This window comes from Marinococcus sp. LNSP9103-4, from assembly GCF_056034345.1.
The window spans coordinates 12,729-38,312 of the sequence record NZ_JBQLIA010000016.1 but is presented as its reverse complement, the minus strand read 5'-3'; the positions used below and the strand labels follow the sequence as shown (position 1 = coordinate 38,312).

The window sequence follows — 25,584 nt, the reverse complement described above, 5'->3', positions numbered from 1 at the left end:
AAATTTCATGCCAATTTATTTATAATGATTTTAAACTGAGAATGGTTATCGGTTTTATATTGACAGGCTTATTTAAAATTATTATAATAAGCTTATTACCCTTGAAGGAATAAGGGAGGTAGCGATAATTGGAAAATCGGGTAGAACGTATTAAAAAACAGCTGCATGAACAGAGCTACAAGCTGACCCCGCAAAGGGAAGCGACCGTACAGGTGCTTTTGGAAAATGAAGAAGATCATTTAAGTGCAGAGGATGTGTACCTTCTGGTGAAGGAAAAAGCGCCGGAAATTGGTCTTGCCACCGTGTACAGAACACTGGAATTACTTAATGAACTTGAAGTTGTGGACAAAATCAACTTCGGTGACGGAGTTTCACGGTATGACCTTCGAAAAGAAGGAGCCAGCCACTCTCATCACCATCTCGTCTGCATTGAATGCGGAACGGTTGATGAAATTCAGGAGGACCTGCTTGCAGAGGTCGAAAAGATTGTAGAAAAAGACTATCAGTTTAAAGTAAAAGATCATCGTTTAACGTTCCACGGTGTCTGCCACCGCTGTCAGGCGAAGGCAAAAAAGAACAAAGAAAGTGCGGAGGCTGCTTCGCTGCACACGAATTAACATATGTACGGGCATCGTCTTTTGACAAAAAGCGGTGCTTTTTTTATTGTACAGCAGAATGAAAGCGGTATATTTACTGGCGCATTCGCCCTTCCCTACTAATAAGCGACTATGCTATTCTTAGAAGGGAAGATTGGGAAGCAGGAGGCGGTCGTATGACCACGGAGGTACTGGACTTTATACATTATTGCCAAGTTGAAAAAGGCCTCTCCAAAAACACGATTCAGTCGTATCAAAGAGACCTGGAACACTATAGAAAATTTATGCAGCTCCGGGAGAAGAAATCATGGGCAGATACTGAGCGTGCGGACATTGTGGATTTTTTGTATGCCCAAAAAGAAGCTGGGCGCTCTACAGCCACTCTGGCGCGCTTTTTGTCATCGGTCCGGGCGTTCCACCAGTTTCTTCTGCGTGAACAGGTGGTAAAAAAGGACCCTGCAGAGTTGATTGAAATTCCTAAAGGGGAAAAGAAGCTTCCGACCGTGCTGTCCACTCAGGAAGTTGAGCGGCTGCTCACAGCAGCCGAGGGCACGACAGCCTTTGCAAAGCGGAATCATGCGATGCTTGAGTGCATGTACGCTACCGGTCTGCGGGTAACTGAACTGTGTGAATTGAAAATGTCTGATGTGCATCTGCAGATGGGGTTTATCCGCTGTGTCGGTAAAGGAAACAAAGAAAGGATCGTTCCGCTTGGGAAAGTGGCTTCCGGGGCAATTGACACGTACATACATCACGGACGCAGTACCCTGATGAAAAACAAACGTCATGAGCTGTTATTTGTTAATCATCACGGCAATCCGCTTTCGAGGCAGGGCTTTTGGAAAATATTAAAAGCAACAGCAGGCAAAGCAGGGATAGAAAAAGCATTAACACCGCATACCCTGAGGCATTCCTTCGCCACCCATCTGCTTGAAAACGGGGCAGATCTGCGGGCGGTCCAGGAGATGCTTGGACACGCCGATATTTCCACCACCCAGATTTACACCCATGTATCCAACCATAAATTAAAAGATGTATACCTGCAGGCTCATCCGAGAGCCTAGCAGAAAAGGAGAGAGCGTAATGGAAAACTACAAGTATCCACGCATTTTTTTAGTTGTTATGGATTCCGTCGGCATCGGCGAAGCTCCTGACGCTGAAGAATACGGGGACAAAGGGGCCGACACGCTCGGCCATATCGCCCAGCATATGAATGGAATCAAAATTCCGAACCTTGAACGACTCGGTCTTGGAAACATCCGGGAAATCCCGGGCGTGGAAGCGTCAGCGTCCCCAACAGCCTCGTACGGTTATATGGAAGAGATGTCACGAAGCAAAGATACGATGACCGGCCACTGGGAAATCATGGGCCTCTATATTGACGAGCCTTTCCGCACATTTCCGGATGGCTTTCCGGATGAGCTTTTGCAGCAGCTCGAACAGGAAACAGGCCGGGGCGTTCTCGGAAACAAAGTGGCTTCAGGTACCGAGATCATTGAAGAGCTTGGCGAAGAGCACCAAAAAACCGGAAAGCTGATTGTCTACACCTCGGCGGATTCAGTGCTTCAAATCGCCGCCCATGAGGATGAGGTGCCGATTGAAGAACTGTATGATATCTGCGAAAAGGCCCGGGCGATGACGTACGAAGCACCGTATATGATTGGCCGCGTGATCGCACGTCCGTTCACCGGAGCTCCCGGAAACTATGAACGTACATCCAACCGCCACGACTACGCGCTCAAGCCGTTTGGCCGTACGGTCATGAATGACCTCGAAGATGCTGGTCTTGACAGCATTGCTATTGGAAAAATCAGCGATATATATGACGGCGAAGGGGTGACGGAGTCGATCCGTACCTCCTCCAACATGGATGGCATGGACCGTGTCACAGAAACGGCGCAGAAATCCTTTACGGGTCTCAGCTTTTTAAATCTGGTGGACTTCGACGCTAAGTTTGGCCACCGCCGTGATCCGCAGGGATACGGAGAGGCGCTCGAGGAGTTTGACGCCAGGCTTCCGGAGCTTCTGGAAGCGATGGAGGAGAATGACCTTCTGCTTATTACTGCCGATCACGGAAACGATCCCGTGCATCACGGCACTGACCACACCCGTGAAATCGTGCCGCTGCTTGCCTACAGTAAAAGCACCGGCTCTGCTCCACTGGGCACCCGGAAAACATTTGCCGATATCGGTGCCACGGTGGCGGATAACTTCCGTCTATCCATGCCGAAGTACGGTACAAGCTTTTTACAGCAATTAAAAAGGAAGGGTGAATAATTTGAGTATCCAGCAGCAAACCAAAGAAGCAGTTCAATACATTCAGTCCAACATCTCCGCTGTACCGACGACCGGGCTCGTGCTCGGTTCCGGCCTGGGGGTGCTGGCCGATGAGATTAAAAACCCAGTCGTTCTAAAATATGAAGACATCCCGGGCTTTCCCGTTTCCACGGTGGAGGGCCACGCGGGCCAGCTTGTATTCGGTGAGCTTGAGGGTATGCAGGTGGCAGCGATGCAGGGACGTTTTCATTACTATGAAGGCTATTCCCTTCAGGAAGTGACATTTCCCATCCGCGTAATGAACGCACTCGGAGTGAAAAGGCTTCTTGTCACCAATGCTGCGGGCGGCGTGAACCATGACTTTGAACCGGGTGATTTGATGATTATCGATGATCATATCAACTGGCTCGGCGATAACCCGCTTATCGGAGAAAACGATGCAGAGCTCGGGCCGCGCTTTCCGGATATGAGCTCGGCGTATTCGAAGGGACTCGCCAAAATTGCTGACGAAGCGGCGCTGTCGCTGAACATCCGTATTCAGCGCGGCACGTATATGGCAAATACCGGACCGGCCTATGAAACCCCGGCAGAGGTCCGCATGGCCCGGGTACTGGGAGCGGACGCTGTCGGTATGTCCACGGTGCCGGAAGTGATCGTTGCCGTTCACGGAGGCATGGAAGTGCTCGGTATTTCCTGCATTTCAAATCTCGCTGCCGGCATGCTTGACCAGCCGTTAAGCCATGATGAAGTCATGGACACGACTTCAAAGGTCCAGGAAGATTTCTTGAAATTAATGAAAGAAACCCTTCGTCGGATCGCACAGGAGGATGCCTGAATGAATGCTGTAAAAATAGAGGAAGCAAAGGATTATATCCAGTCGAAATACAGTGCAGCGCCTGAGGTCGGCATGATTCTTGGCTCCGGACTCGGCGATCTGGCTGACGATATTGAAGCGGCCACTGTAATCCCGTATGAAGATATTCCACATTTTCCTGTCTCCACAGTGGAAGGCCATGCCGGACGTCTTGTGCTCGGCGAGCTCGAAGGAAAAACAGTCGTAGCGATGCAGGGCCGCTTTCATTACTATGAAGGCTATTCGATGCAGGAGGTAACATTCCCGGTCCGGGTGATGAAAGCGCTCGGCGCCGAGTTTTTATTTGTCACCAATGCGTGCGGAGGAATGCAGTCGTCGTTTCGGCCGGGAGACTTAATGGTGATTGAAGATCACATAAACTTTACCGGCACCAACCCGCTGATCGGCCGGAACGACAGCGGTCTCGGACCGCGTTTTCCGGATATGAGTCAGGCGTACGATCCAGTACTCCGCGGTAAAGCGTTCCAGGCCGCTGAAACGCTTGAAATTGACTTGAAGCGCGGCGTCTACGGCGGCATCGGCGGTCCAAACTTTCTGAGCCGGGCAGAGTTAATCCTGCTTCGGAACGTCGGCGCTGATGTAGTGGGCATGTCCACGGTACCGGAGGTAATTGTGGCCCAGCATGCCGGGCTGCGCGTTCTCGGTGTTTCATGTATTACTGATATGGCTATCGGCGAAGAAATCGTCAGCATATCCCACGAGGAAGTGATGGAAACGGCAGCCAAAACCAAACCGATTTTTATCTCTTTAATGAAAGAAATCGTCAAAAATACGTAATCAACAGCAATGTGTAAAGGGGCCATACTATGAGAATGGTGGATATTATTGCAAAAAAGCGCGATGGAAAAGAACTGAATGAAGAAGAAATCCGCTGGTTTGTGGAATCTTACAGCAGCGGCGAGGTACCGGATTACCAGGCATCGGCATTTGCGATGGCGATTTACTTTCAGGATATGACCCAGAAGGAATCTGCCGCGCTCACTTACGCAATGGCAGAGTCCGGCGATCAGCTCGACCTGTCGGCAATCGAAGGAATCAAAGTGGACAAGCACTCCACCGGAGGCGTCGGCGACAAAACGACGCTGATTATCGGACCGATTGTAGCAGCATGCGGCGTTCCTGTAGCGAAGATGTCCGGGCGCGGACTCGGGCACACCGGCGGTACGATTGATAAGCTGGAAAGCTTCCGTGGATTTGAAACAGAGATTCCAAAGGAAGAGTTCGTCAGTCTTGTCAATGAGCATAAAATTGCTGTCGCAGGCCAAAGCGGTAACCTCACCCCGGCAGACAAAAAGCTTTACGCCCTTCGGGACGTGACGGCGACCGTAAACTCTATTCCATTGATTGCAAGCTCGGTGATGAGTAAAAAAATCGCAGCCGGCGCAGACGCGATCGTGCTTGATGTAAAGGCGGGCTCAGGCGCCTTCATGAAAGAAGTGGAGGAAGCGAAGCGTCTGGCGGAAGCAATGGTGGAAATCGGCCAGTCACTCGATCGTAAAACGATGGCGGTCATTTCCAATATGGATCAGCCGCTCGGCCGGACCGTCGGGAATGCGCTCGAAGTAAAAGAAGCAATTGAAACGCTGCAGGGCAACGGGCCGGAGGATCTGCACGAGCTGAGCGTCACGCTTTCTTCCTATATGCTTGTCGCGGGGGGCAAAGCCGATACGCTCGAGCAGGCGGAAAAAATGGTGCTTCAGGTGATTGAAAACGGGGAAGCGCTTGAAAAAATGAAAGCATTTGTGAAAAATCAGCACGGTGATGCCTCCGCTGTGGATCATCCGGAGAGTCTTGCGGCTGCTGAGCACCGGGTAGAAGTGAAGGCGGAAGCCACCGGCTACGTACATGGTATTGAAGCCGAAGAGATCGGCGTAAGTGCGATGCTTCTCGGAGCCGGACGGGCCACCAAGGACGATGTGCTTGATTACAGTGTGGGCATCGAACTGACGAAAAAAATCGGTGACCCTTTACAAAAAGGAGATACAATTGCAGTCATGCACGTAAACGCCCAGGACAGCGCTGAGAGCGCCAGAAAAATTTCTGAAGCCTTTACGATTGCAGAAGCTGCGGTGGAAAAACCAGTCCTCATTTATGAAACCGTGCAGTAATTGCACGGTTTCTTTACTTGCATAAAGCTTTTGTCTTTTTCGGAAGCGTGCTAAAATAAACGAACGAGGAGGAGCAACGAAGGAGAGAATAATATGCAGCTTCATGGAACGCACCATATAAATGAACACGGCCACCTGGAGATTGGCGGGGTGGATACCGTTAACATAAAGCAGGAGTACGGAAGCCCGGTTTACGTCTATGACGTCGCTTTGATGCGGGAGCGGGCCCGGGGATTTCAGCAGGCTTTTGAAGATAACGGAATGACGTATCAGGTGGCCTACGCGAGCAAAGCCTTCAGCTGCGTTGCAATGTCACAGCTGGCGAAAGAAATGGGGCTCAGTCTGGACGTGGTTTCCGGAGGAGAGCTGATGACGGCATCAAAAGCCGGTTTTCCGATGGAAAAAGTTCATTTTCACGGTAACAATAAAAGCGAAGCAGAAATCGCTCTTGCCATTGAGCTTGGCATCGGCTGTTTTGTGATTGATAATTTTCATGAAATTCAATTGATTGAGCAGCAGGCGGCCAGGCAGCAGACGCATGTGGAAGCGTTGATCCGTACGACTCCGGGCATCGAGGCGCATACACATGAATACATTTCCACTGGGCAGGAGGATTCAAAGTTTGGCTTTGACCTGACGTCCGGCCAGGCAGACCAGGCTATTTACCGCCTGCAGCAGAGTCCGTCCATCAACATCAAAGGCGTGCATTGTCATATCGGCTCGCAGATTTTTGAAACGAGCGGATTTACAATGGCTATCAAAAAACTGTTTGATCAGTTTGTGCACTGGCAGGAGCATCTGCAGTTCACGCCGGATGTGCTGAACTGCGGCGGCGGCTTTGGGATCCGCTATGTGGAAGGGGACGAACCGCTGGCGCCGGAGCAGTACGTGCAGGATATGATTCAGTCAGTCAAACAGGAAGCGCTCCGGACCGGCATGGATGTGCCGGAGATCTGGATTGAGCCCGGAAGGTCCATCAGCGGCGATGCCGGCACGACGTTGTATGACGTAGGGTCAAAAAAAGATATTCCCGGTGTCCGCCGGTACATTTCGGTGGATGGCGGCATGTCCGACAACATCCGTCCGGCATTGTATCAGGCAGAATATGAAGGCATTCTTGCCAACCGCGGCCATGAAAAAGCCGACGACACGTTTTCAGTCGCCGGCAAGCTTTGTGAAAGCGGCGATATGCTGATTTGGAATCTGCCGCTTCCGGAAGTGAAAACCAACGATACGCTGGCGGTTTTCTGTACAGGAGCCTATGGGTACTCCATGGCCAACAATTATAATCGTCTCCCGCGTCCGCCGGTCGTCTTCGCCGAAGACGGGGAATCGCACCTGGTGGTTCGCGGAGAGACGTACGAAGATATTCTTCAGTACGACCTGTCCTATGAGCCAGCAAAGGCAAAAACAAAATAAAAAGGGGTAGAGAGAGATGAAAAAAGGTAAAATCGCATTTGAAAATGGAGAAACAGTAACATTGGAATTTTTCCCGGAGGACGCACCGGGCACAGTGAAAAACTTTGAAAGTCTGGCAAATGACGGCTTTTATGACGGCCTTACGTTCCACCGCGTCATCCCGGGCTTTGTCGCCCAGGGCGGATGCCCGAACAACCGTGGAGACGGCGGCCCGGGGTACACGATCCCTTGTGAAACGGAAGGGAACCCGCGCACCCACGAAAGAGGCTATCTGTCGATGGCGCACGCCGGAAAAGACACCGGCGGCAGCCAGTTCTTTATTCTGTTTGACCAGCAGCCGCACCTGAACGGCGTGCATACGGTATTCGGCCGTGTGACAGATAACATGGACCAGGTGGACCGCATTCAGGCGCAGGACGTTATGAAGGAAGTGCGGGTCTGGGACGAAGCGTAAGCTGAATCTTTTGACGGATATTTAAGAAAGTAATAAAATGTATTTTAACTTCATACGGTACGTTGATTGCGATCAACATCCTTCGGGGTCGGGTGCAAGTCCCAACCGACGGTGATAAAGCGAATGCTTTTCAGTCCGTGACCCGGTAAGCGCTGCTGGCGTGGACGGTGGATTCAGTGCAACTCTGAAGCCGACAGTAATAGTCTGGATGGGAGAAGGAAAACCGTATTCGAAAAAATTCTGTTTTTCTGTCAGCAGGTGTAACGCTGCAGAAGAGAACTGGAATATTATTTTGGATACGTATGTATAAAAGCCCCCGGATGTTTTCATTCGGGAGCTTTTTTTATTTCTGTAATCAATAGCAGCAAGCAAAAATAAAGGAGGTCCGGCCATATGGATCATACCTGGATGCACACAGCACTCGAACTGGCACGCTCGACGGAAGGGCAGACTTACCCGAATCCAATGGTCGGTGCCGTCGTCGTTAAAGATGGGAGAGTTGTGGGGATGGGAGCGCATCTTCGCTCCGGGGAGGCACATGCAGAAGTCCATGCGCTCGCGATGGCAGGAGAAGAAGCTGAAGGAGCGTCGATTTACGTCACTCTTGAGCCCTGCAGCCATTACGGCCGTACTCCGCCGTGTGCCAAACAGATTATTGAAGCGGGCATCGAAAAAGTAGTGGTGGCAGCGTCAGACCCGAATCCGCTTGTAGCCGGAAAAGGCATACAGATGATGGAAGAAGCGGGCCTTGAAGTGGTGACCGGAGTCAGGCAGGAAGAAGCGGCTTACTTAAACCGGAAATTTTTTCATTTTATGAAGACCGGCCGACCTTACGTGACGGCTAAAACAGCTTCTTCTCTAGACGGAAAGACTGCTACGGCCACGGGCGAAAGCCAGTGGATTACCGGAAAAGAAGCCCGGGAGGATGTTCACCAGGAACGGCGCCGGTGTGACGGCATATTAGTCGGCATCGGAACGGTGCTGAGCGATGATCCCTCTCTTACGGCCCGGGTCCCGGAAACGGGAGTGACGCCGGCACGGGTCGTGCTGGACAGTGAACTCCGGATGCCGGAAAACAGCCGGATGCTAAAAGACGCCGCAGCTCCGGTCTACGTTTTGACGAACGATCCGGCTGATGCTGAGAGGCAGCGCCGCCTGGAAGAAGCAGGAGCTGAAGTGATTCCGGTCGCTTCCGGCGTGAAAAATATCTCCGCGGTGCTGGATGTGCTCGGGGAAAAGAAAATCGTTTCATTGTTTGTGGAAGGAGGGGCCGGCATTCTCGGCTCTTTCCTGGAAGCAGAAGTGATTCAGGAATATTTAATGTATGTAGCGCCGATTGTGATTGGTGGGGAAAATGCACCCGGAGTGTATCAGGGAAATGGTATTTCGACGCTTCAGGAAGCCCGGGCATTTTCATTGAAAAAAGAAGAGACATTCGGGCAGGACCGAAAATATACACTGCAGTCCGGGGAGTGAAAGCATGTTTACAGGAATTGTAGAAGCGACAGGAACAGTGTCAAAAATGACGCATCAGGAAAATTTAATTCAGCTCGAGCTTGAGAGTAATCTGGATATGGACAGTATTCACATTGGCGACAGCATCGCGGTAAATGGCATCTGCCTGACAGCGACGGCTAAAAACGGGCGGTGCGTCTACGTGGACGTGATGGCTGAAACGCTCAAGCATACGAGTCTGAAATACATGAAAGAAGGCACACGCGTAAACCTGGAGCTTGCGATGCAGGCCGGAGGACGGTTTGGCGGACACTTTGTCCAGGGACATGTGGATGCCACTGGAACCATTGCTTCCATTGAAGAGGAAGAAAACATGATTTACGTGCACGTACAGACACCGAAGGAGCAGCTCCGCTACATGACTAATAAAGGCTCCGTCACGGTCGATGGCATCAGCCTGACAATTTTCGGAGTGGACGACGAAAAAGAAACCTTTACTCTGTCGATTATTCCGCATACGTGGGAGGTAACCAACCTGGCAGATAAACAGGCTGGTGATCTGGTCAATATTGAATGTGACATGCTTGCCAAATATACAGAACGTCTGTTAACTGTAGATAAATAAAACCTTTGCAAAGAAAGTAGGAACGATACCATGGAGGAACGACGCTGGTTTGACCCTATTGAAGAAGCGTTAGATGAACTGAGAAACGGGCAGGTTGTGATCGTCTGTGATGACGAAGACCGGGAAAACGAAGGAGATTTTGTCGCCCTGTCGGAAAACATTGATGCCCAGACAATTAACTTTATGATTACGTATGGCCGCGGTCTCGTATGCACTCCGATTACTGAAGAGCAGGCCGGGCGTCTGCAGCTTCAGCCGATGGCTGATCAAAACACTGATCCGCACGGTACTGCTTTCACGGTGAGCGTCGACCATGTGTCGTCCAAAACCGGTATCAGTGCCTCCGAGCGGGCGCTGACGATCCAGCATCTTGCCAATCAGACCGCAGAACCGGGGGACTTTCAGCGTCCGGGCCATGTGTTTCCACTTGTTGCAAAAGAAGGCGGGGTCCTGCAGCGGGCCGGTCATACGGAGGCTGCGATTGATCTTGCGCGCCTGTCTGGAAAAACGGCCTCAGGGACGATTTGTGAAATTACACGGGAAGACGGGGAAATGGCCCGGGTTCCGGAGCTCCGCGAAATTGCTGACCGGTTCGGGTTAAAAATGGTAACGATCAAAGACTTAATCAGCTACCGCCGTCACCGCGAAAAATTGGTGAAGCGGGAGGCGGATACGAGCCTTCCGACCGAATTTGGTGATTTCCGGGCGCTTGGTTTTACTTCCTCCATTGATGGGAAAGAAATGATGGCGCTTGTAAAAGGGGAGATCGATCCGGAGGAAGAAACACTGGTCCGGGTTCATTCGGAATGTCTGACTGGGGACGTCTTCGGCTCCAAGCGTTGTGACTGCGGACCACAGCTGCAGGCAGCGCTGATGCAGATCGAAAAAGAAGGCAAAGGGGTACTGCTTTATATGCGCCAGGAAGGACGCGGCATCGGCCTGATCAATAAATTAAAAGCCTATGAGCTGCAGGAGGCGGGCTATGATACGGTGGAAGCAAACAAAAAGCTTGGTTTCCCGGATGATCTGCGTGAATACGGGATCGGTGCCCAGGTGCTCCGCGACATTGGCGTAGGGAAAATGAAGCTGCTCACTAACAATCCGAGGAAAATAACGGGGATCTCCGGCTACGGCCTTGAAGTGACACAGCGGATTGCGATACAGCTGCCGCTGCAGGAGGAAAATGAGAAATATATGCGTACGAAGTTTCAAAAATTGGGACACATGCTTCATTTTTAGGAGGAAAATATAATGACAACTACTATTGAAGGCAACGTAAACGGCAGTGGACAAAAAATTGCGATCGTCGTAGCACGTTTTAATGAATTTATTAACAAACAGCTGCTCGAAGGAGCGGAAAGCACGCTAATCCGCAGTGGGGTAAAGGAAGAGGATATAGATGTTATCTGGGTGCCCGGGGCGTTTGAAATTCCTTTTGCCGCCCAGCAGGCAGCCAAAACGAAAAAATACGATGCGATTGTGGCCATTGGTACTGTCATCCGCGGCGCAACTCCACATTTTGACTATGTATGCAGCGAATCCGCCAAAGGAGTCGCAAATGTCTCCCTGCAGGAAGAGCTTCCGGTTATTAACGGCATCATCACGGTGGAAGCCATTGAACAGGCGATTGAACGTGCCGGCACAAAAGCTGGGAATAAAGGTTCCGAGGCAGCTATGGGAGCCGTGGAAATGGCCAGTCTTGCAAAAAAAATCCGCATGGAGTAAAATAAATCACACGGTTTAAAGCCGTGTGATTTTGGTTTGAGTGATTACACGTGCATGAGCGGTGATAAGCGGCTTTCAGTTATAATTACCTATATTCCTCTTGCATTTCTGTCCAAAAGCGTGTATGGTCAATGGTGAATTTGGATACTGGTTTGCGTAAATTATGGAGATGAAGACAAATTTGTCTGAAATTCTGATCACAATGAGGGATAATTGGTTATGTTGATTAAGTATAAACAATCCTATAAAAAAATAGCGATGGGGCTTCTTTCGTACATGCCGGAAGAAAAGGATGTAAAAAAGCTCCAGGAAACGGTCCAGCAGTACGAAGAAACAGATGACTGGCAGCTGTTTATGTGGAAGGAAGACGATGATATTGTCGGAGTCGTCGGTCTGCGTTACACCGAAAACGGAGAAGCAGAGCTTCGCCATGTATGCGTGAATCCATCCTACCGGGATGAAGGGATCGGCAAAAAAATGGTGCAGGCGGTCAGAGGGCGTCTCGACCAGGACCTGGTTGCGAGCAAGGAAACGGTCCAGTTCCTGCAGGTGTGCGATGAACACCAAAAGGATATTCTGGAAAATGAAGTGAACTAATATCCACCCGCCGGTACACGGCGGGTTTTTTAATGGAAATACGCAGAAGATGTGATTACAGACCGCCGCTCCGGCGCTGCTTATCCCGGATGCGGAGCTGCTTATCGCGTTCATGTACAATATCGGTGCGGTCACGGAGCACGTGCTTGTGGACGAGATCCGTATCTTCAAGCGGAGAGGCCTGCAGCCAGGGAATGTTTTTTTGTTCACACATACGGATGCACTCGGCTTCGAGTTCGGGATCCATCATCGGCAGGTTCATGTCCCGGAACGGCTCTCCGAGATGTTCGAGCTGCTCCTCGATAGCCTGCAGAAGCCTCTCGGCGTCGAGCCCGAGTGCCTGCAGACGGTGCGCAAGCGGCCCGAGAATCACGCCGGCGTTTTTCAGGCACTTGGAAGCACCGGTAAGATTTCCCCTCCGCTCGTGGTACAGACCAACAGCGATCTGAATCAGTCCGGGCCATACAGGGTCACGCTCTCCGGAAGGGGCTTCTTTCCAGTGGTCCTCAAGTATTTCGTGGCATTCAAAGTAATCGCGGGTGCTGTGAAATTCGACAAGAAACAGAATGTAGGCGTCTGGATACATACGGCGGTTTCTCCTTTCAAAAATCATTGATAGAACTGATTGTATCAAAAACGTACGGGGAAAACGCATGCCCTGCTTACAGCGGATATGATATACTTGCAACAGCACTCAACAAGTGATGAAGGATGGGAACTATGTCCGAGCAGTATAAAGTGAAAATTGATCAATTTGAAGGGCCGCTTGATGTGCTGCTTCATTTTGTCCAGCAGGCGGAGATGGATATTCAGGATATTCCGCTCGCTGCAATCACGGATCAGTATTTGCAATATGTCCGGACCATGCAGGAGCTTGAGCTCGATGTGGCGGGGGAGTACCTCGTGATGGCCGCTACGCTTTTGCAGATCAAAAGCCAGACCCTGCTGCCTGTGACGGCTGATGAGGAGGCCTGGATTGAGGAAGAAGACCCGAAGGAACAGCTGATTGAGCAGCTTGAAGAATACAGGCGCTATAAAGAAGCAGCCGGGAAGCTTCAACAGAAAGAACAGCAGCAGCAACAGGTGTACAAAAAACCGCTTAGCGAATGGAGCACCGGTGAAGAAAAGGAAGAAAGTCTTCCGGAGGGGCTGACGGTGTATGATATGGTGGCAGCGTTTCAGAAGATGAAGGAACGGGCGAAAAACGCCCATCCTCCGCAGGCCACTGTCCGGGCGGATGAATATTCGGTGGAAGACCGTATGACAGAGGTAATGGGAGAAGTCGAACGACTCGATGCCTGTTCGTTTTACCAGCTGTTTGAAGAAACAAGAACCAAGCCGCAGATGGTGGTAACATTTCTTGCTCTGCTCGAGCTAATGAAACAAAAGCAAATTCGCTGCGAGCAGGCGCACAATTTTGATGATATAACGATTCAACTGGCAGAAAAGGTGAAGGTATGAAACAGGAAAAAACGATTGAGGGGAAGCTGGAATCGCTGCTGTATATTAGCGGGGATGAAGGCCTGGAGGCAGAACAGGCCGCCCAAGCCCTCGGTTTAGAAACCGAGACTGCCCGCGAACACTTAATCTCCTTAAAGAATGCCTGGGCGGAGCGGGAAGGCGGGCTGCAGATTACCCAGGCGGAAAATACATTTTTCTTCGCCACGGTGCCCGGGGCGGCGGAAGCGATTGAGCAGTTCAGTGAGCAGCAGAACCGGCAGACGCTCAGCCAGGCAGCCCTGGAGACACTTGCTATTATTGCGTACAATCAGCCGGTACTGCGGGCAGACATTGATCAGGTGCGCGGAGTAAAATCGGACCGGGCGCTGCAGACCCTGCTCACCAAAGGACTCGTCAAAGAATTTGAGCGTACCCAGAAGCCGGGGAGGCCGATGTCTTTTGTAACGTCCACCCGCTTTTTAGAGTATTTTGGACTTGAAACCCTGGAAGAGCTGCCGCCGCTCGAGGATGAAGAACAGCCGGAACAGGCGGATCTGTTTTTCCGGGAACTGTATCAAGATGAAGAATAAGTGAAAAGCGCTGATAAGCGCTCTGCTTCCTGGTACAGTGACTTAGTGGCGGCGTAGACAGTTTCCCAACTGTCAGCGCCGTTTTGTGCGTTTGACACAAATACCGTTTTCCAGCTGCTCGTACCGGTTTTCCAGTACGAATCAAGGTATATACGGTAGCGCTGGAAAAATTGCCGCAATTCCTCTGCTTCGCGGGACGAAAAGGCAGTGTGAAGCTGTTCTTCCGAAAAATGCAGAGCGTGCTCGGACTCCCGGACAGCCCGGGGGTGCGGTGCATTGAACTGCCGGAACAGAGCATCTTTCACCGTTATGAACCGGATGTAGATGTCCTGCTCGACGGAGGCCGTATAGGCCTGGGTCCGGGTGGTTTCTGCTGCGGTCTCGAGCCGGTTTATACGCAGGTCCACTTCCCGCAGCTGTCTGTATGTACGGTAGGTGCGGACAGCGGACCAGGCGGTTATACCGGTAAGAAGCAGCAGAGCGGCATAAAGAATCAGAAAATGAAATGTCATGTGGAACGCTCCTTTCTCCGTATTGTAGCGGAAGCAGGACGAAAATAAAATAAGCAGAAAAAACTGTATGAGGAGGCCTATTTATGGAAAGATTACAAAAAGTGATTGCCCAGGCCGGCATCACTTCAAGAAGAAAAGCAGAAGACTATATTACGGACGGCCGGGTAAAGGTGAACGGCAAAACTGTCAAAGAGCTTGGCAGTAAAGTCGGTATCAATGACCAGGTGGAAGTGGACGGCATTCCGCTCACGAAGGAAGAACCGGTCTATTATTTACTATACAAGCCGAAGCAGGTTATTTCCGCGGTAGCGGATGATAAAAACCGCAAAGTGGTCACCGATTTCTTTCCCGAAGTAAAGGCGCGTATTTTCCCCGTCGGCCGGCTGGATTATGACACTTCCGGGCTGCTGCTTTTAACTAATGACGGCGAATTCGCCAATAAAATGATGCACCCAAAAAGCAATGTAAAAAAGACGTATATCGCGAAGGTGACGGGCAAACCGTCCGCAGAAAAGCTGCAGCTTCTCCGCCACGGCATCGAGCTTGACGGGGTAAAAACGGCCCCTGCGAAAGTGAACGTTAAATCTGCCAACAAAAAAGGCAATAGCTCGATTATTGAAATTGTGATCCATGAAGGAAGAAATCATCAGATCCGCCGCATGTTCGAAAAGATCGGACACCCGGTGGAAAAGCTGAAGCGCGAGCAGTACGCCATGCTCGATCTGCTCGGAATGAATCCAGGGGAAACCCGTCCGCTGAAGCCAAAAGAAGTTAAACAGCTCAAGGATCTGGCCTAAAAGTTCATCAATGTTTCAGACCTGCCGCTTGGAATCTCAGTCTGGCGGCGGGTAAAATGAATGCATAAGCTTTTTAAACAGGGAGAGGATTTCATGGACCAGCAGACAACAATATTAGTCGTAGACGATGAAGCCCGGATCCGCCGGCTTATCCGGATGTATTTGGAGCGCGAAGATTTTTTAATTGAAGAGGCGGAAAACGGGGAGGACGCTCTTGCGATGGCCCTGGAAAAGGATTACGACGTTATCCTGCTTGATTTAATGCTTCCCGGCATGGACGGCGAAGAAGTATGTGAACAGCTGCGTGAAACAAAAGCGACGCCGGTTATTATGCTGACAGCTAAAGGGGAGGAATCCAACAGAGTACAGGGATTTGAAGTAGGGGCTGATGACTACATCGTCAAGCCGTTCAGTCCACGCGAGGTAACGCTGCGCGTAAAAGCACTGCTCCGGCGTTCATCGTCCACTAAATACATGAAGCCGGAAACATCTGCCAATGAAGTGCTCGTTTTCCCGCATTTAACGATTGATAACGATGCCCACCGGGTAACGGTGGACAATAAAATCATCGGGCTGACGCCGAAGGAGTACGAGCTGCTGCTGTATCTGGCCCAGTCGCCGGACAAGGTATTCTCCCGGGAGCAGCTGTTGAAAGACGTATGGAAATATGATTTCTTTGGGGACCTCCGGACAGTGGATACGCACGTAAAGCGACTGCGTGAAAAGCTTAATAAGGTTTCTGAAGACGCTGCAGACATGATATCAACAGTTTGGGGCGTTGGTTATAAATTCGAGGTGGAGCAAAAGCAATGATCTGGCGCAGCGTCGTCGGAAAGCTCTGGCTGACTATACTGGGACTGTTAACGGTAGTCCTGTTAATTCTTACCATCCTGCTGCTCCAGTTTTTCGAACAGTTTAATATTTCGGAAGCAGAAAACCAGTTAACGAACAATGCTGAGATCATTGCCACATCGCTGCAGGAAGAAAATACCCTGGAGAGCTCGCAGCCGGTCATTGATCAAATTGCCGGCACGTACAATTCGGAAGTGATGGTGTTTATCGATGGAGACCTCTGGTACGGCTCTGGGGGCGGGGACGGTCTGGCAGCCGCTGATATTCAGAACAGCAATGAACTCGGCCGGGTGGCCGGAGAACGCGAGCAGGTTACGGTTCACGACACCTTTTCCATGGATGGCGGCGACGACGAGATTTTTGCTGTCGGCGAGCCTTTTATGACAAATGCCGGCCGTGAAGGGGAAGTGTATGTATATCAGTCGCTCTCGGTCATTGAAGAGACCACCGGGGAAACAAAGCAGATCATTCTGCTCTCAGCCGGTATTGCGATTATTTTAACCACCGTTTTTGCTTTTTTTCTGAGTACCCGTATTACAGCACCGCTCCGGAGAATGCGTGAGCTTGCTCTCAATGTGCTCAAGGGAGATTTCGACTCCAAAGTGCCTGTAGTAAGCAACGATGAGATTGGTCAGCTTGGCAACGCATTTAACCGGATGCGCCGGGAACTGTCGCATAACCTCACAGCGTTAAATCAGGAAAAAGAACAGCTAAGCCGCATTCTACACAGCATGGCTGATGGGGTGATCACCTTTGACCGGGGAGGGACGATGGTGTTGACTAACCCCCCGGCGGAATACTTCATCCGCTTGAACCAGCTCGAGGATAAAAAGGAAGCGAGTTCACTTCCGGCGGAAGTTACCAGCCTGTTTGAAAAAGCAGTGGAAACAGAAATGGAACAGCTTGATGAGTTTGAGGTACAGGGGCGCAGCTTTGCGGTGCTGGTCACCCCGCTTTATGGCAACGAAGACGTACGCGGGGCGGTAGCCGTAGTCAGGGATATGACAGAAGAACGTCGGCACGATAAGCTGCGTAAGGACTTTATCGCCAACGTATCCCACGAGCTGCGGACACCAATCAGCATGCTCCAGGGATACAGTGAGGCCATCGTGGATGATATTGCAGCGACAGAGGAAGAAAAGAAAGAGATCGGACGCATCATTTACGATGAATCGCTGCGCATGGGGCGTCTGGTGAATGAACTGCTTGATCTTGCCCGGATGGAAGCCGGCTACCTGAAGCTCGAAAAAGAGGAGGAGGAAGTAACCTCCTTCTTTCAACGGGTGGAACGGAAATTCCAGGGACTTGCTGATGAATCTGAGGTACAGCTTGATCTGGATCTGCATGCTCCGGAGAAATACGCCTATATTGATGTTGACCGGGTAGAGCAGATCCTGACAAACCTGGTTCATAATGCGATTCGTCACACCGAAGCAGGGGGAGCTATCACTATCAGGGCTGTGAACGGGGAATCGCTGCATATGGAAGTCAGCGACACAGGCAGCGGAATCTCAAAAGAGGATCTCCCATATGTATTTGAACGTTTTTATAAAGCAGACAAAGCAAGGACGCGGGGCAAGGGAGGCACCGGGCTCGGACTTGCCATAGTTAAAAATATTGTCGACGCCCATCACGGGGCTATTGCAGCGGAAAGCGAGCCGGGGGAAGGGACGACGTTTTATATTGATCTGCCGAATAAGTAAAGCTAGAGGAGCGGTTCAGCATGAAAGCTTGGTACGAAGAGCACTTTCAGGAAGACTATTTGCGGGTGTACGACCACCGCGATGAAACGAAGGCGGCCAGTGAATTAAACACGATTATGGAAAAGATTCCGTTGACGCCGGGCGCAAAGGCTATTGATCTTTGCTGTGGGAACGGGCGCCATGCCCGCTGGCTGGCGAGAAAAGGGGTGGATGTTACCGGCATCGATCTCTCGCCGGCACTGCTGAAAAAAGCAATTGAATTGACAAACGGACTGGCGGTGCAATACCAGCGGGGTGATATTCGCAACGTGCATATCCGGAAAGAATACGACCTGGCTTTTAATTTGTTTACAAGCTTTGGCTATTTTCCGGACGATGAGGAAAATGAGTTAATATTCCAGCAGGCCGCCTCTGCGTTAAAGCCGGGAGGATGGTTTGTTTTTGATTATTTGAACCCCGAGTATATTAAGCAGCATATTGTTCCCCGGGATGAAACGGTGAAGGATGGACTGAAAATTTATCAGGAGCGAAGCATCCAGGATGAATTTGTCGTAAAACGCATCAGCATCGTAGAAGGAGATTCTACCAGAAGATACATGGAAAAAGTGAAAATGTATCAGGAAAGCCAGCTTCGCAGCATGATGGAAGCGCACGGCCTGAAGATACATGCTTTTTACGGCGATTATGATGCTTCTCCTTTTCAACTCGAAACTTCCCCAAGGCAGATATTTATCGCCCAGCTTGCAGAATAATAAGCAGGAAGGAAGAGCATGGATGAAATTTAAAGCACTGATAATGATAATACCGGCAGCAGGGGCGCTTGCTGCCTGCAGCACTGATGAAGAAAGCGGCAGCCAGGGCGGCGACGGGGGCAGCAGTAATGAAAATACGGAAGCGATTGAAGTTACGGACGCTTCTGGAGAGACAGTCACGCTCGACGAGGCGCCCGAAGAAATTGTCAGTCTGATACCGAGCAATACAGAAATAGTGTATGAGCTGGGAGCGCTCGACCGGGTCGAAGCAAGAACCGATGCGGATACATATCCGGAGGAGGTTACAAACATCGAAAGCGTCGGTTCAGGCCTCGAACCAAATATTGAAGAGATTATTTCCATGGAGCCGGACGTGGTGCTTGCCCACGCCTCATCCGGCATTGAAGACTCTCTTTCCCAGGTGGAGGAAGCGGGCATTCCGGTAGTTACCGTCCCGGACGCGCAGTCGTTTGAAGCTGTATATGAGAGCATCGAATTGATTGGGAGCACCATCGGAGAAGAAGAGGAAGCCGCTGAAGTTATCGATGGAATGAAAGAAGACGTCTCAGAAGTAAAGAAGGCGACCGAAGAAGCAGAGGCTGACCGGCAGGTGTATGTGGAAGTAGGGGCCTCCCCTGATCTGTATACCGCAGGAAGCGGCACGTTTATTGATGAAATGCTTGATGCTGTGCATGCAGGGAACGCTGCCGGCGAATTGGAGGGATGGTCGATGGTGAGCGAAGAAGAAATCATTGACGCTTCCCCGGACATCATTTTAACGACGTATCCGACAGAAGAGGAGCCGCTTGAAACGATTGCTTCAAGAGAAGGCTGGGAGACTCTTCCTGCAGTGGAAAATGAAGAAGTATACGCATTGAGCAGCGATAAAGTGAGCCGTCCGGGTCCGCGTCTTACTGAAGGGCTTAAGGAAATGGCAGAAAGAATTCATCCGGATGCGATGGCTGAAAGCTAATTACACCAGTGCTTATCTTCTGATGCTCGCAGCGTTTACCGGGGTGCTGCTGCTCGCTGTTTCCGCCGGAAGTGTAACGGTGCCTTTGTCTGTAAGCATCAAAGCGGTAGTGAGCCAGTTTTTTCCGTTTCTTCCTGTCTCTCTTGAAACAGAGAGCGGTACTGCAGCGATTATTCAGGAGGTTCGGCTGCCGCGGGTACTTCTGGCGTCCGCAGTAGGAGGGGCGCTGGGGCTGGCCGGGGCTGTTTTTCAGGGACTGCTGCGGAACCCGCTTGCCGATCCTTATACGCTCGGCGTTTCCTCTGGATCTTCGCTCGGGGCGGTGGCCGTATTGTATTTCGGATGGCAGATACCCCTGCTCGGCGGATTTACCCTGCCGGTAGTCAGCATCGTCTGCGGTTTTTTAACGCTTGCTGTCCTGCTTCTTTTTGTTTACTCTGTGGAACGGGCTGTGCGCACTGAAACGATGATTCTTGCGGGCATTATCATCACCGCATTTCTCAGCGCGTTTATGTCGCTTTTGATTGCGTTCAGCGGAGAAGAACTCCGGCAGATTATTCAGTGGCTGCTTGGCAGCGTGAGCCGCAGAGGATGGGATTATTTTCAGCTGATTGTTCCGTTTCTGCTGGCAGGAGTGCTGCTTCTGCTTCCGCATGCCCGCGCCCTCAACGCGTTTGCGTTTGGGGAGGACAGTGCTTCCTCGGTAGGGGTGAACGTACCGAGGATAAGGCTGCTGCTTTTAATCGGCGCATCCGTACTAACAGGAGGAGCGGTCGCTGTTTCAGGCACTATTGGGTTTGTAGGGCTCGTGATTCCGCATATGATCCGGCTCCTGTGGGGCCCGGATCATAAGCATCTGCTGCCGCTGTCTTTTGGCGGCGGAGCAGTGTTTTTAATGCTGGCGGATTTGATTGCACGCACGGCGGCTGCTCCGGCAGAGGTGCCGGTCGGGGTGATTACGGCACTGGCCGGAGCTCCTGTATTTGCTCTGCTTTTATTTTATCAGCGAAGAAGGCGGTGGCAGTAATGGCAGAAGTCCAGGTCGAAAACGTAACTGCCGGCTACGGGAAAAGCAGTACGGTCGTTGAGCGTATCTCCTTTAACGTTGAGGCTGGGGAGATGATCGGCATCGTTGGCCCGAACGGCAGCGGAAAGTCTACACTGCTCCGCGTGATGGCCGGTCTGCATGAGGTGTCGTCCGGAAGCATCCGGTATAAAAACAAACCTCTGAGCTCGTTCACTTCTTCGGAACGGGCTAAGACTGTCGGCTACCTGCCGCAGTTTGACGAACTTACAGCAGCCTATTCGGCGCGCCAGGTCGTAGAAATGGGAAGGTATGCGTATCAAAAAGGCCTGTGGCCGGCAGCAAGCAATAAAGAGGATGAACGAGTCATTCAAAACGCGATGCAGCAGATGCACGTATGGTCCAAAAGATTTCATTCGTTTCACGCTTTAAGCGGTGGTGAAAAACAGCGGGTACTGCTTGCAAGACTGCTTGCGCAGGAACCGGAATGTCTGCTGCTTGATGAGCCGACTAACCACCTGGATATACACTATCGCATTGAATTGTTAAACTACATTCGCAGCTGGGCTTCGGAACAAAACCGGACTGTGGTAGTCGTAATGCACGATATTCAGGCGGCTGCTCTATACTGCGACCGGGTGCTGATGCTCTCAGAGGGCCAATCGGAAGCGTTTGATGAACCGGCGGCTGTTTTTACTGAAAAACGGCTGTCGGAAGTGTACCAGGCTGATATTCATGTCAGCCTGCAGCATGAAATAAAAGCACCAGCCGTGCACTGGCGACCGCCACAGCCGGAAGGTAATGACCCGGACGCACCGCTTTCATGGTCGGAAACAGCGTATCAAACCGAAGCAGTTTCACGTTCAGCTTTAAACGTGTACGCTCCTTCGTTAAAAAAGCTGGTTTATGGAGCGGTGCTTTCAGTGGACAAAATAAAAGGTGCTGTGCATATTTTCACTGACGAAAGCCGCGACAAGCGGCCGGCCCATACCATCCAATGCTCTCCAGGGATGCAGGTATGGAGAAAAAGCGCAGGCAGCCGGGAGGCTGTTTTTGGCTCCGGACAATCATGCTTTTTGTGGATCCACATGGCCGAAGGCTGGCCAGCCGAGGAGGTTTCATCTTTACAGCTTTACATACAAAGAAAGGCCTTTGAATGGATGTATGAGCGCGGGTGTACCGGGCTTTCCCACGGGAAGCTCAAAGAGATTATGGTGACAGCACCGATAAAGAAGAATGAAGCATTCCCGGAAGAACAGTTACATTGGCACTACCTTCACACCGGAAAATTGATAGAATCATTGTTAGATGAATATAATTCGGCTTCCGGATAGAAAGGGTGAAAAACATGAAGCTGTATACCAAGCAGGGAGACCGCGGAGACACCGCCGTGGTAGGCGGAAAAAGAAACAAAGGCGATGCGAGAATTGAAGCGTTTGGAAGCTTTGAAGAAGTAAACGCATTGATTGGCAAGGCACGGCTGATGGCGGCGGAGGAAAAAAGCGGATCAGATCTGCAGAAGGATCTTGAGCGTATTCAGCATGAATTATTTGACTGTGGCAGTGATACAGCTGACATTCGCCCGGAAGCTATAAAGAAGGTCACAGCTTCAACGGTGGAATGGCTCGAGCACCGGATTGACCAATACACGGAGGAGGCCCCGGCGCTGAAAAAATTTATTCTTCCCGGAGGCACGCCGTTATCGGCAGAGCTTCATCTTGCCCGTACCGTCTGCCGGCGGGCAGAACGGGAGCTTGTTCGCGCAGGCGAAGCTGAAGACGTGCCCGCCCCGGTGCTTATGTATATGAACCGTCTGTCGGATTATCTGTTCAGCGCCGCGAGAATTGCGAACAGCCGGATGGGGGCAGTGGACGTTGAATACGAACGAAGCGCAGAAGTATTTACGACTGAGCAGGATAGGGAAAATAAGAAATGAAGCAGCTTCCGGCACAGACTATTCAAACACAGCTCAGTGGTGAAGATGTTTTCATTGACGTCGGGCTGCTCCGCTGGCTGAATGATCAGAGCGGGCCAGTAGAACGGGACAGCTGGCTGCTCTCTGCATGTTTGTTTTTTCTGACCCGTCTGAGGGTGCATGGACGTATCCGGCTTGATGAGGAAGGGCATATTCACCGGCGTTTCTGGAAGGTTATGGAGAAATCGCTGAAATTGGAGAAGCACGGTAAGCATATCAAAACAAAGCATATTTTTATCTACTGCTTTTTGGAGCAGATGGCTATGCAGAAGCAGTGGATTCAAAAAGACGGGAATTATGCATTTATTACCCGGAACGGCGATATTTTTTTGAACGAAAACCGGGAAAAGCAGCTTAACGAGCTGCTTGGCTATTTGTGGCCGAAAGCATAAAAAAGTGACAGCGGCGGGCCCGGAGCTCGTCTTTTTTTTATCATTAAACGAATTTAAATTGAAGATTTCAATAAAACTGAATATATTTAAGACAGCTAGAAGCGATTCACCGTTAATGCAGCGGAGCATTACAGATCCGGAAAGGAGGAGTTTTCCTATGATGGTTACCTATCAGCGGCTGGAGAACGATGGGGCGGGCGTAAAGCAGATGAGGAAATTGAACGAGCTTTATGGTGAAGCGTTTGAAGAAAAGGAGATGTACACGGGGCACAAGCCTTCGGATGCCTATCTTTTGAAGCAGCTTTCAAACGACAGGGTAATTGTCTGTACAGCGGCCTATAGCGAGCGGATTGTAGCCGGCCTTACGGCTTACGTAATGAATAAAATGGAAAAAGAAACATGTGAAATCTACATTTATGATCTCGCTGTGGATGCCCGGTTTCGCCGGCAGAAAATCGCCACAAATCTATTAATCTTTTTCATAAAGGAAGCGGAAAACCTTAATGCTTCCGCTGTTTTCATTCAGGCAGACAAGGAAGATGCGCCTGCTGTGGCTCTATACGAGTCAATGGGAGAAAGGGAAGAAGTGTACCATTTCGATATTTATTTAAAAAAAGAGATCAGGTAGAAGAGCAGCTGTACAAAAAAAGACGCGCCCGCGGGCACGTCTTTTTTGTGTTACTGCTACAGTTCAATCGTATCGGCCAGGGAAATTTCTTCAATGGACGTTAAATCTTTTACGACATCCTGGTTGGCTTCACGGTCAACGGCGAGCATCATGATGGCTTCGCCGCCTTCTTCGCGGCGTCCAACCTGCATGGTGGCAATGTTGATCTGATGCCGTCCGAGAATTTGGCCCATCTTACCGATAACCCCCGGCTTATCCGTATGCTGGATATAAATGAGGTGGCCGGTCGGATAGAAGTCGACATTAAAGTCGTTAATGCGTACGATGCGCGGACCGTATTCCTTCACATAGGTGCCGTACAGCGCAAACGAACGGCCTTCGCCTTCGACGGTCGCCTGAATCAGGTTGGAGTAGCCAAGCGACTGGGAGCCGAACTGCTCTCCATAGTCAATGCCCCGTTCCTTGGCGATCGTGGAGGCATTCACATCATTGACCGGTGCGTCAATACGGCTCTGGAGAAAGCCGGCGAGAAGGGAGCGGGTCAGAATAGATGTTTCAAGGTCGGTGACATTGCCACTGTAGCGCACGTTCAGCTCCTGAACGGGCGTTTTTACGCTCTGGGACATGATATTACCCATGCGGCGGGCAAATTCATAGTACGGGCGTATCGCTTCAAACTTTTCTTTCGACATGGTCGGGAGGTTAATGGAGTTTAAGGCCGGCAGCCCCTGCAGAAACTGAAGCACCTCGTCGGAGACCTGGGAAGCAACGTTTAACTGGGCTTCTTTTGTTGAAGCCGCAATATGCGGCGTGCTGACGACCTGTTCAAATGCGATGAGTGGATTTTCATTCGCCGGCTCCTCTTCGTAAACGTCAAGAGCCGCGCCTGCCACATGGCCGCTTTCAAGATAATGAACGAGGGCGTCTTCATCAATAATCCCGCCGCGGGCGCAGTTTAACAGCATTACTCCGGGCTTTGTTTTGCCAAGGTTCTCCTGGCCAAGCATGCCTTTTGTATCTTTGGTGAGCGGCGTATGAACAGTGATTACGTCCGCCTCTCCAAGCAGCTCTTCGAAGTCCCGGAGGTCAACGCCCATTTCGTTTGCGCGTTCTTTTGTCAGGAACGGATCGTATACGATAACGCTCATTTCAAAGCTCTTGGCCCGCTTGAACAGCTCCGAACCGATACGGCCGAAGCCTACAATGCCAAGCGTCTTTCCACGAAGCTCCGTACCCTGGAAGCCTTTACGGTTCCATTCACCGGACTTTAATGAGGCATTCGCCTGCGGAATTTTACGGGCGAGCGAAGCCATCATGGCAAATGTGTGCTCGGCCGTGGAGATGGTATTGCCGTCCGGGGCGTTGATCACTACAATCCCCCGTTTGGTAGCGGCATCAATGTCAATATTATCTACTCCAACACCGGCGCGGGCTACGATGCGGAGGTTCGGCATGGAATCCATTACTTCCGCAGTGACGGTCGTACCGCTCCGGACGAGCAGGGCATCAAAAGAATCGAGTCCTTCTGCCTCATCAACGTGCTGCTGAACGCACTGTACCTGGTTGCTTTCAAGCAGCGGCGACAGGCCCTCGCTGCTCATCGAATCGGATACAAGCACACGAAACGTCTGATTGCTGGTCGCTGTTTCTTCTTCGTTCATAGTTTTCTGCATGTTACTCCACTCCCTTGTTCGTTCATTCACAAAAAGTCCGTTGACATTTTGTGCTTTAAATGCCCATTTGTATTTCTCTGGAGGACAAATGTCTACGCGTAGTTGGAAAGAACTTTATCATACTCCAGTACAGGTGTCAATTT

28 protein-coding genes and 1 riboswitch are annotated in these 25,584 nt (G+C 50.9%); of the genes, 25 read left to right on the top strand and 3 right to left on the bottom strand.

Annotated features, from left to right (window positions below; translation table 11 throughout):
* Positions 1-128 precede the first annotated feature (128 nt).
* The 13 genes from fur to ACTRXG_RS11330 all read left to right on the top strand — a co-directional run bounded on the left by fur (position 129) and on the right by ACTRXG_RS11330 (position 12,130).
* Positions 129-617, top strand: a complete 489-nt coding sequence (gene fur, locus ACTRXG_RS11390) for a ferric iron uptake transcriptional regulator (protein ID WP_462866599.1) — start codon at positions 129-131, stop codon at positions 615-617.
* 155 nt (positions 618-772) lie between these two features.
* Positions 773-1,660, top strand: a complete 888-nt coding sequence (gene xerD / locus ACTRXG_RS11385) for a site-specific tyrosine recombinase XerD (RefSeq protein WP_474285021.1) — start codon at positions 773-775, stop codon at positions 1,658-1,660.
* 19 nt (positions 1,661-1,679) lie between these two features.
* Positions 1,680-2,873, top strand: a complete 1,194-nt coding sequence (gene deoB, locus ACTRXG_RS11380) for a phosphopentomutase (RefSeq protein ID WP_474285020.1) — start codon at positions 1,680-1,682, stop codon at positions 2,871-2,873.
* Entirely contained in the window at positions 2,866-3,708 is an 843-nt protein-coding gene (locus tag ACTRXG_RS11375; protein WP_474285019.1) for a purine-nucleoside phosphorylase, read from the top strand. The genes deoB and ACTRXG_RS11375 overlap by 8 nt, the downstream gene beginning before the upstream one ends.
* A complete protein-coding gene (locus ACTRXG_RS11370) occupies positions 3,709-4,524 on the top strand; it encodes a purine-nucleoside phosphorylase (protein WP_474285018.1) in 816 nt (271 codons plus the stop codon).
* A gap of 29 nt (positions 4,525-4,553) precedes the next feature.
* Entirely contained in the window at positions 4,554-5,855 is a 1,302-nt protein-coding gene (locus tag ACTRXG_RS11365) for a pyrimidine-nucleoside phosphorylase (RefSeq protein WP_474285017.1), read from the top strand.
* A 93-nt stretch (positions 5,856-5,948) separates the two neighbouring features.
* Positions 5,949-7,274, top strand: coding sequence for a diaminopimelate decarboxylase (lysA, locus tag ACTRXG_RS11360; RefSeq protein ID WP_474285016.1), 1,326 nt, complete (start codon positions 5,949-5,951; stop codon positions 7,272-7,274).
* A gap of 16 nt (positions 7,275-7,290) precedes the next feature.
* Positions 7,291-7,728: a peptidylprolyl isomerase gene (locus tag ACTRXG_RS11355; RefSeq protein WP_022792317.1), complete on the top strand. Its 438-nt coding sequence runs from the start codon at positions 7,291-7,293 to the stop codon at positions 7,726-7,728.
* Positions 7,729-7,802: 74 nt separating this feature from the next.
* Positions 7,803-7,952, top strand: a riboswitch (FMN riboswitch).
* Positions 7,953-8,121: 169 nt separating this feature from the next.
* Positions 8,122-9,204, top strand: a complete 1,083-nt coding sequence (ribD, locus tag ACTRXG_RS11350; protein WP_474285015.1) for a bifunctional diaminohydroxyphosphoribosylaminopyrimidine deaminase/5-amino-6-(5-phosphoribosylamino)uracil reductase RibD — start codon at positions 8,122-8,124, stop codon at positions 9,202-9,204.
* 4 nt (positions 9,205-9,208) lie between these two features.
* The gene (locus tag ACTRXG_RS11345; RefSeq protein ID WP_474285014.1) at positions 9,209-9,808 is read left to right on the top strand and encodes a riboflavin synthase; all 600 of its coding nucleotides are present in this window, start codon (positions 9,209-9,211) and stop codon (positions 9,806-9,808) included.
* 30 nt (positions 9,809-9,838) lie between these two features.
* Positions 9,839-11,047, top strand: a complete 1,209-nt coding sequence (locus tag ACTRXG_RS11340) for a bifunctional 3,4-dihydroxy-2-butanone-4-phosphate synthase/GTP cyclohydrolase II (protein WP_474285013.1) — start codon at positions 9,839-9,841, stop codon at positions 11,045-11,047.
* Between the two features lie 12 nt (positions 11,048-11,059).
* Positions 11,060-11,533 (top strand): 6,7-dimethyl-8-ribityllumazine synthase, encoded by a 474-nt coding sequence (gene ribH, locus ACTRXG_RS11335; RefSeq protein WP_474285012.1) that lies wholly within the window; start codon positions 11,060-11,062, stop codon positions 11,531-11,533.
* Positions 11,534-11,752: 219 nt separating this feature from the next.
* Positions 11,753-12,130, top strand: coding sequence for a GNAT family N-acetyltransferase (locus tag ACTRXG_RS11330; protein ID WP_474262178.1), 378 nt, complete (start codon positions 11,753-11,755; stop codon positions 12,128-12,130).
* A 55-nt stretch (positions 12,131-12,185) separates the two neighbouring features.
* Here ACTRXG_RS11330 and ACTRXG_RS11325 read toward each other — a convergent pair whose 3' ends face one another.
* The gene (locus ACTRXG_RS11325) at positions 12,186-12,716 is read right to left on the bottom strand and encodes a DUF309 domain-containing protein (RefSeq protein ID WP_474285011.1); all 531 of its coding nucleotides are present in this window, start codon (positions 12,714-12,716) and stop codon (positions 12,186-12,188) included.
* A 134-nt stretch (positions 12,717-12,850) separates the two neighbouring features.
* Between ACTRXG_RS11325 and ACTRXG_RS11320 the strand changes: the two genes are divergently transcribed.
* Together ACTRXG_RS11320 and scpB are read left to right on the top strand one after the other, a co-directional pair.
* Positions 12,851-13,591 carry a segregation/condensation protein A gene (locus tag ACTRXG_RS11320; protein ID WP_474279026.1) on the top strand — a complete coding sequence of 247 codons (741 nt, stop codon included), beginning with the start codon at positions 12,851-12,853 and terminating at the stop codon, positions 13,589-13,591.
* Positions 13,588-14,160 carry an SMC-Scp complex subunit ScpB gene (gene scpB, locus ACTRXG_RS11315; protein ID WP_474262174.1) on the top strand — a complete coding sequence of 191 codons (573 nt, stop codon included), beginning with the start codon at positions 13,588-13,590 and terminating at the stop codon, positions 14,158-14,160. The genes ACTRXG_RS11320 and scpB overlap by 4 nt, the downstream gene beginning before the upstream one ends.
* Here scpB and ACTRXG_RS11310 read toward each other — a convergent pair.
* Positions 14,145-14,672, bottom strand: a complete 528-nt coding sequence (locus tag ACTRXG_RS11310) for a hypothetical protein (protein WP_474285010.1) — start codon at positions 14,670-14,672, stop codon at positions 14,145-14,147. The two genes, scpB and ACTRXG_RS11310, sit on opposite strands and share 16 nt — an antisense overlap.
* 83 nt (positions 14,673-14,755) lie before the next feature.
* Between ACTRXG_RS11310 and ACTRXG_RS11305 the strand changes: the two genes are divergently transcribed.
* The 10 genes from ACTRXG_RS11305 (at position 14,756) to ACTRXG_RS11260 (ending at position 23,768) form a co-directional block, all read left to right on the top strand.
* Positions 14,756-15,469 carry a pseudouridine synthase gene (locus tag ACTRXG_RS11305; protein ID WP_322525178.1) on the top strand — a complete coding sequence of 238 codons (714 nt, stop codon included), beginning with the start codon at positions 14,756-14,758 and terminating at the stop codon, positions 15,467-15,469.
* Between the two features lie 93 nt (positions 15,470-15,562).
* A complete protein-coding gene (locus ACTRXG_RS11300; protein WP_474279020.1) occupies positions 15,563-16,282 on the top strand; it encodes a response regulator transcription factor in 720 nt (239 codons plus the stop codon).
* Positions 16,279-18,024 (top strand): ATP-binding protein, encoded by a 1,746-nt coding sequence (locus ACTRXG_RS11295; RefSeq protein ID WP_474285008.1) that lies wholly within the window; start codon positions 16,279-16,281, stop codon positions 18,022-18,024. The genes ACTRXG_RS11300 and ACTRXG_RS11295 overlap by 4 nt, the downstream gene beginning before the upstream one ends.
* A gap of 20 nt (positions 18,025-18,044) precedes the next feature.
* Positions 18,045-18,776 (top strand): class I SAM-dependent methyltransferase, encoded by a 732-nt coding sequence (locus ACTRXG_RS11290; RefSeq protein ID WP_474285006.1) that lies wholly within the window; start codon positions 18,045-18,047, stop codon positions 18,774-18,776.
* Between the two features lie 22 nt (positions 18,777-18,798).
* Positions 18,799-19,749 carry an ABC transporter substrate-binding protein gene (locus tag ACTRXG_RS11285; protein ID WP_474285005.1) on the top strand — a complete coding sequence of 317 codons (951 nt, stop codon included), beginning with the start codon at positions 18,799-18,801 and terminating at the stop codon, positions 19,747-19,749.
* Complete coding sequence (locus tag ACTRXG_RS11280) at positions 19,730-20,776, top strand: FecCD family ABC transporter permease (RefSeq protein ID WP_474285004.1); 1,047 nt, start codon at positions 19,730-19,732, stop codon at positions 20,774-20,776. Before ACTRXG_RS11285 ends, ACTRXG_RS11280 begins: the two co-directional genes overlap by 20 nt.
* Positions 20,776-22,107 carry an ABC transporter ATP-binding protein gene (locus tag ACTRXG_RS11275; RefSeq protein WP_474285003.1) on the top strand — a complete coding sequence of 444 codons (1,332 nt, stop codon included), beginning with the start codon at positions 20,776-20,778 and terminating at the stop codon, positions 22,105-22,107. Before ACTRXG_RS11280 ends, ACTRXG_RS11275 begins: the two co-directional genes overlap by 1 nt.
* Positions 22,108-22,121: 14 nt before the next feature.
* Positions 22,122-22,709 carry a cob(I)yrinic acid a,c-diamide adenosyltransferase gene (locus ACTRXG_RS11270; RefSeq protein ID WP_474285002.1) on the top strand — a complete coding sequence of 196 codons (588 nt, stop codon included), beginning with the start codon at positions 22,122-22,124 and terminating at the stop codon, positions 22,707-22,709.
* Positions 22,706-23,140 (top strand): hypothetical protein, encoded by a 435-nt coding sequence (locus ACTRXG_RS11265; protein WP_474281388.1) that lies wholly within the window; start codon positions 22,706-22,708, stop codon positions 23,138-23,140. The genes ACTRXG_RS11270 and ACTRXG_RS11265 overlap by 4 nt, the downstream gene beginning before the upstream one ends.
* A 157-nt stretch (positions 23,141-23,297) precedes the next feature.
* On the top strand, positions 23,298-23,768 hold the full coding sequence (locus ACTRXG_RS11260) for a GNAT family N-acetyltransferase (protein ID WP_474285001.1): 471 nt from the start codon (positions 23,298-23,300) through the stop codon (positions 23,766-23,768).
* 56 nt (positions 23,769-23,824) lie between these two features.
* Here ACTRXG_RS11260 and serA read toward each other — a convergent pair whose 3' ends face one another.
* Positions 23,825-25,441, bottom strand: a complete 1,617-nt coding sequence (gene serA, locus ACTRXG_RS11255) for a phosphoglycerate dehydrogenase (RefSeq protein ID WP_474285000.1) — start codon at positions 25,439-25,441, stop codon at positions 23,825-23,827.
* Positions 25,442-25,584 lie beyond the last annotated feature (143 nt).